This window comes from Butyrivibrio sp. (assembly GCF_017635265.1).
Classification (GTDB): Bacteria; Bacillota; Clostridia; order Lachnospirales; family Lachnospiraceae; genus Butyrivibrio.
In genome coordinates this window covers 1-5,684 of the sequence record NZ_JAGBLU010000097.1, presented here as the reverse complement: position 1 = coordinate 5,684, position 5,684 = coordinate 1, and the positions used below count along the sequence as shown (strand labels likewise).

Annotated in this window: 7 protein-coding genes; all 7 read right to left on the bottom strand. The window is 41.7% G+C overall.

Annotation, left to right across the window (positions count from 1 at the left end; all coding sequences use genetic code 11):
- Positions 1–281 precede the first annotated feature (281 nt).
- The 7 genes from J6O61_RS11495 to J6O61_RS11465 all read right to left on the bottom strand — a co-directional run bounded on the left by J6O61_RS11495 (position 282) and on the right by J6O61_RS11465 (position 5,373).
- Positions 282–617 (bottom strand): DUF7768 domain-containing protein, encoded by a 336-nt coding sequence (locus J6O61_RS11495; protein ID WP_292213250.1) that lies wholly within the window; start codon positions 615–617, stop codon positions 282–284.
- A gap of 10 nt (positions 618–627) precedes the next feature.
- Positions 628–1,050 carry a hypothetical protein gene (locus J6O61_RS11490; RefSeq protein WP_292213248.1) on the bottom strand — a complete coding sequence of 141 codons (423 nt, stop codon included), beginning with the start codon at positions 1,048–1,050 and terminating at the stop codon, positions 628–630.
- Between the two features lie 13 nt (positions 1,051–1,063).
- On the bottom strand, positions 1,064–1,975 hold the full coding sequence (locus tag J6O61_RS11485) for a DUF6017 domain-containing protein (protein ID WP_292213246.1): 912 nt from the start codon (positions 1,973–1,975) through the stop codon (positions 1,064–1,066).
- Positions 1,938–2,138 carry a hypothetical protein gene (locus tag J6O61_RS11480; protein WP_292213243.1) on the bottom strand — a complete coding sequence of 67 codons (201 nt, stop codon included), beginning with the start codon at positions 2,136–2,138 and terminating at the stop codon, positions 1,938–1,940. The genes J6O61_RS11485 and J6O61_RS11480 overlap by 38 nt, the downstream gene beginning before the upstream one ends.
- Before the next feature lie 117 nt (positions 2,139–2,255).
- Positions 2,256–3,335, bottom strand: a complete 1,080-nt coding sequence (locus J6O61_RS11475; RefSeq protein ID WP_292213240.1) for a DUF5688 family protein — start codon at positions 3,333–3,335, stop codon at positions 2,256–2,258.
- Between the two features lie 344 nt (positions 3,336–3,679).
- The gene (locus tag J6O61_RS11470) at positions 3,680–5,041 is read right to left on the bottom strand and encodes an FtsW/RodA/SpoVE family cell cycle protein (RefSeq protein WP_292213237.1); all 1,362 of its coding nucleotides are present in this window, start codon (positions 5,039–5,041) and stop codon (positions 3,680–3,682) included.
- 2 nt (positions 5,042–5,043) lie between these two features.
- Positions 5,044–5,373, bottom strand: a complete 330-nt coding sequence (locus tag J6O61_RS11465; RefSeq protein ID WP_292213235.1) for a PadR family transcriptional regulator — start codon at positions 5,371–5,373, stop codon at positions 5,044–5,046.
- Between the last annotated feature and the right edge of the window lie 311 nt (positions 5,374–5,684).

Here is a 5,684-nt window from a genome sequence, read left to right as displayed (position 1 = left end):
GACTTCATTTTTGGTAATTAAGCAACAAGGGCTGCCGTTTACGCGGCAGCCCAAGAATAAAGACAAGTATGGAAAATAAAATGCCGCTGGCTATGGAATCTTAAATGCCGCGGATTCGGGAAAATTAAATGCCGAAATTTCAGGAAAAGTACTTGCCGGTTACACAAGAGCTTTCCAGAGAAACTTTGCTGTCAGTTTGGTTCCATTCACTGCGAATTGAACCGTCTTTTTAGATACCTCTTCCTGCAAATAATCACTTCCTTTCTATCAGCATGGGAGCGTTATTCACCGCATTCCAGAACACCTTCCAGTGTTGTAGGTATCACCTTTGAATGCTTTGCAAGTGAGATATCAGCTCTGACATCATCATTGATCTTCTTGCCGCAGACAACGAGAAATCTTGCTCTTTTAAGAAGGTCCTCAGACATTTCGCGGCGCCTCTTCTCGCCATCAGGATCGTCGTCACTGATAATCCCGCTAAAAGCCAGCACCGGACAAAGTGGTAAATATCCTGCCTTTACAAGTTCACTGCAATATTTTCTCGCCTGGTCTTCTGCATCCACGCGGTTTTTGCTCCATGCTGCTGTAACATATGCTCTTGGTATTGTTCTGCTCATTTTTTCCTCCTTAGTCCACATGCAGAGCGTCATAGCGCTCACCATCAATTATCAGTTCCGTCAAATAGGCTGAAAGATCCTCTTTCGCTTCTTCAATATCACTATCATCCATCCAGGAATATGCATGAGGAACTTCATCATCACCTGCTGGTTCCACTACAAGGACACTTCCTACAAAATAGCTTTCACCATCGATCTCAATCAGCTTTGTTGTGTCATAGAAGACCATGAAGCTCCCTGTCATCAGAAGTCCCATAGTATCTTTCTTCGACAACTCCTCTGTATATGCGTTGAACTGCTTTTCAGAAATAAACCTGTGATCATAATTGGTGCCAATAACTGCGTATCTTCCGGCAGTGCTTTCTGCCTTTTCTATTGTTCCTGTAAATCCATCCTTAATAGGATCCAGTTTTATTGAAAATTTCTGTGCCATTGTATTTTTCCTCCTAAATTCTTCCTTCAGCCATATCGTTGTTAACCATGGCCTGGTAATAGCTGTTTATTGTAAGTGGTGCATTATATAGCGCTGCCAGTAGATACTGTTTGATGTTTCTTACCTTCACAGGGTTACTCTTCAAGCAGTCCATGACATACTCAATATGCATAGAATTGAGCTTTAAAAACTGAGATTTCACAACATTTAAAGGTCTTCTATCACCTGCAATAAGGATGTCTTTTTTCTTAGAACAGATAATATCCAGCATCATGTCCAGAATTGCATCAAGCGTATCCCTGTCAAAAGGGTAACGCTCATACAGAATGTCCATCGATAACTGCTCCATAAGAATGTCGTGATAAACTGATCTCTCATCCTTATCCACATCTAATCCTGATAAGATAAGATTAGTTTTATTAAAATCAGTATTATTATTCTCAGTATTATTAGATTCCGCTTTTCGGTCGTCCAGAATTCTGATTTTCGGAACACCGGAGTTCTGATTATCGGAATTCCTGCGTTCCGTTTTCCGGAATCCCATAAAGTCTTTTACATAGATGATGGTCGGCTTACAAAGTCCCTGCTTCCTTTTTTCAATAAGGCCGATCCTCTCCAACTCTTTTAACAGACCAACCGCCTTGTCGTTTGCGCAGCCCATTGAAGCCTTCACAGCCTTAATTGTGTAATAGACAAAGATCCTGCCATTCTCATCAAACCAGCCATTTTCTCTGGACAGACTTGTTCTTTCAAGAAGCAGTCCATACAGCACCCTGGCATCAGTAGACATCTTCTGAAAAGGTTCCTCTGTAAAAAGAACTTTGGGGATCTTGTAAAAGGTATAGCTCTCTGACTGCTCCTTATAAAAGTAGTCAAACATCATGTTTTCACGCTTCCTGCACTTTTCTGTTTGCTCTGTGCTCATTCATGATCTTTGCCATGCAGGGCCAGCAAAATGCTCTGCCATATCCATACGGACACTCATGGCTACAGTTCTTAGGATGAGCAAGTGGCTCCTTCTGACCAATCACTGATCTTGTGACTGTTTTGGTAATTCCTGAAGTTCTATCTACGATTGTTTTTGACATCTCATTATCCTTTCCAGGGCATCAAAAAAGCGCCAAACCGGAGTTATACTCTCAGCCTGACGCTTTATAGCCCATCAGCTAACTATTTGAGTTGTAACAATACCATGAGCAGGGCGATCAGAGTGCTTCGCCGCCTTTGGCTTTGGCTGCCTTCTCTGCAGCCTCTTTCTTAGGAGCCTTGGAAACCTCTTCCTTCTTGGCTTTAAGCTCACCAAGAACAGAGCCCTTGTCCTCCTTATCGATATCAGCCTCATCACGCTCTGACTGACGCTCCACAAACTTCTCACCAAGCTCAAAGATCTTAGCCTGTGAATCGTAGTGATATACGTTATCAGTGAGCTTATCCTGAGGAGAAACCTGAGTGGCATTGACTTCCTTTACCATGTTTTCAAGCTCGGGAAGTCCCATCTTTCCGTTGTCCGGAACGATAAGGATCTCATGAATGCTTGAAGGTAAAATGTAGAAATCTCCGCCAGCTCTTTCAGCAGCCTGATCCATGAAGTCCTGATAAGCAAGAACTCCTGCACCGTGTACTTTATCAGGTACAGAAGCAACGAAGATCTGCTCATCTTCAGGTCTTACAGGATAAAGCCCCATCATTTCAGCCTGCTCAATTCCCATCATCTCGGCAAGAACTTCGCCCATTCCCTTAATCTCAGCAGGCTTGATGCGAGGTGCATTCTCCAACGCATCTGCGTGAAGCTGCTCTGCTGTGATTCCGAAGTTCTCAACCATCTGATTAGTAGCAAGGATTGATGCCCTGCCCTCTGCATCAGAGCTAAGAACAAATCTGTAAACCACAGCCATGTCCTCGATGTCCTTATGAGGAACTGTCTCAAGCAGATCCTTGTTGGTCTCAGCTGAAACAACCTCCATCACAAGCTTGTCCTTCATCTTGTCATAATCAGTAAGTGTTGCCATATCGACCTCAGGCTTATTCTCAAGACTGTCTGCAACAAGCTGCGATGTCTTATCAACAACCTCGTTGTAGTCAGTTCCATCTTCATATGCCCCGTAGCACTTATTAAGTGAGATGTTCACACCGACCTGATCATCAACCGGCTTGATCGTCACTGCCTCGTAGCTGTCGTTCAGCTTGTTCACAGTGTTTACTGAAACATCAGCCTCAATTCCTTTCTCGTAAAGCTTATCCTTCAGGTCCTCCACGAACCTCTCTTTGAAATTCTCATAATCCATAAATGTGTTATCCTTTCTTTTGTTGTAGTATGCCTTGGATCGTCATCCGCTGGCTGTCTGATTTTGGGCAAAAGAAAAGCGCCAAACCTGCAACTGCATTTCACAGTCACAAGCTGACACTTCATTCACCGTTATTCTTTTGCAAAAGAAATGGACTCGGCGGCTGGGGAAGTGTTTTTGTTTTTCCCTATCGCTTTGTCCATTGTAAATATAACACAGTAATTTTGATAAAAAAACCCTATAACCATCCCACTTTTTCCCGATTTCGTACTACTTTTTCCCGAAATATTCCCGATGGGAAAATAGTGGGTGAAAGCTTAGCCTAAAATCAACCTTTTCGTTCTTTAATTCTTCATAATCTCAATATTTCCAAGCTTTATCTTTCCGCGGATACCTATGTCCATGTGCATCGGATAAGCATCCTTATACTTGTAAATGCTTAGGATTATGCCCAAAAAGATATATGCCAGAACTATATTGCTGCCACCAGCTGAAAAGAATGGCATAAATGAATCAGTATAGGGAAGAATTCCCAAATTCTCAAATAAATTTACAAGCATGTTCACGAGCAAAACATTCATGCATCCAACACCCATCACCAGACCAAGCTGATTCTTGCTTCTTGCAGATGCGATGCATCCGGTTATGATTATTGCCGCTACAGATGCAATAATGCCCATAGCCATGGCAGCTCCATACTTATTTGCAAGATAAGTCAGGAGAAAATCACTATTAGGATTAGGAAGGTATCCCAGCACTTCTTTACCCGTATCACCTACAAAATTCACAGTATTGAAGGAAAGAACTGTTCTTCTTATATATGAATATTCATTATCAAGATCCCAAAATGCTCTGATTCTGAGCATTTTCCAATCTGACAATAAGCTAAATTTATAAAGGATTGCAATTAGCGATACAGGAAAAACAGTAATAGCTGCCCATAATGAGCATATTGTGAGTTTCTTCGGAACCTTAAACCATTCCTTCGCCACAGCCACTGATAGCTGAACTGCCATTGTCATCAGCATAACTAATGCAGTCAAAGACCTGGGCCATCTCAGTACAAATACCACAGGGATTATCATCCAAAGAAGAGCTTTGAAGAAAGCACCGGCACCTCCACCACGATATTTATATAGGATTGCTCCATAAAGTGGAATATAAAACAGCATAAATGCAGATGTAAGAATACGAACCGGCCCCACTCCAACATACATATGCATGCCATTTATCGTGATTCCAAGTCTTCCCAATAATAATACTGCTAACATTCCCAATGCTATTATCTTTGCGTATTTCGCAATAACAGTATAGTCGATCATATATACTGCGATCATAGCCACCAGGCCAATAAGAACTTTGCTGTAAAAAGTGTGACTTCCTATTACACTGATAGCTGCATCAGCCTGTCCGGCATCTATTGCCATAAATCCATGAATAACGCTACTTATAATTCCAATCAAAACAGCAATAGCAACAACGCTCCATGCAAGTCTTGGCCGGTGAACTCTATCCATTGAAATGCCTACTTCAACCGGATCTCCCATGTCAGCAACCGCAGCTTTTTCAGCAGCTTCTCTATCCATACCAGATGCCATATTATCTTCAATCTGATCTTCGATATGAGCCCTTAGCTCATCTTCAATCCCTTTATGGGCTTTCTTAAACCGCACCTGTTCAAGCAACTTTTTGATGTACTCCTCCATTGTCACACCCCCATTGCCAATACATTTGCTATAGCACCTGAATACTCATTCCATTCTTCAGTCTTGCTTTTGAGGAGTTTTTTTCCTTCTTTAGTAATGCTGTAGTATTTCCTTGTTTTACCAAGAAACTCCTGCTCATAAACAGTAAGCATACCCTTCTCTTCAAGACCATGAAGAAGTGGATAAAGAGTACCAGCCTTTAGCTCAAATACATTCTGGGACTTCTTTCTAAGAGTATCGATCATCTCATATCCGTACATGTCTTTTTCTGATAAAAGCTTGAGTATCAACATTGTCATGCTTCCTGTTAAAAGAGATTTATCAATAGCCATCATGTCCTCCTTATATAGATAGTCTATATATTGCACATCTATATAGTATATCGGCATCCTATATATGTCAATATAAAAAATGGAGCACCACTTCTAGGCAGTGCTCCCATAGTTTCTTTATGGGTATTCAAAGTTTTTGAGGGTCAATCATTTTGAGGGTCTAGTTTGAGGGCCTGTCGTGAGGGGCTACTTTGAGGGTCTGGTTTGAGGGTCTGGTTTGAGGGTCTGGTTTGAGGGTCTCTTGTGAGAATAAACAAAACCAGGGTTAATCAGTTATTGAAACTGACTAATCCTGGTCTTTTTAATGTAGG

What these genes read in the sequence shown, in the direction of transcription:
- J6O61_RS11495 (WP_292213250.1), bottom strand. Translation starts at nt 617, where the DNA reads ATGAGCAGAACAATACCAAGAGCATATGTTACAGCAGCATGGAGCAAA.
- J6O61_RS11490 (WP_292213248.1), bottom strand. Translation starts at nt 1,050, where the DNA reads ATGGCACAGAAATTTTCAATAAAACTGGATCCTATTAAGGATGGATTT.
- J6O61_RS11485 (WP_292213246.1), bottom strand. Translation starts at nt 1,975, where the DNA reads ATGAGCACAGAGCAAACAGAAAAGTGCAGGAAGCGTGAAAACATGATG.
- J6O61_RS11480 (WP_292213243.1), bottom strand. Translation starts at nt 2,138, where the DNA reads ATGTCAAAAACAATCGTAGATAGAACTTCAGGAATTACCAAAACAGTC.
- J6O61_RS11475 (WP_292213240.1), bottom strand. Translation starts at nt 3,335, where the DNA reads ATGGATTATGAGAATTTCAAAGAGAGGTTCGTGGAGGACCTGAAGGAT.
- J6O61_RS11470 (WP_292213237.1), bottom strand. Translation starts at nt 5,041, where the DNA reads ATGGAGGAGTACATCAAAAAGTTGCTTGAACAGGTGCGGTTTAAGAAA.
- J6O61_RS11465 (WP_292213235.1), bottom strand. Translation starts at nt 5,373, where the DNA reads ATGGCTATTGATAAATCTCTTTTAACAGGAAGCATGACAATGTTGATA.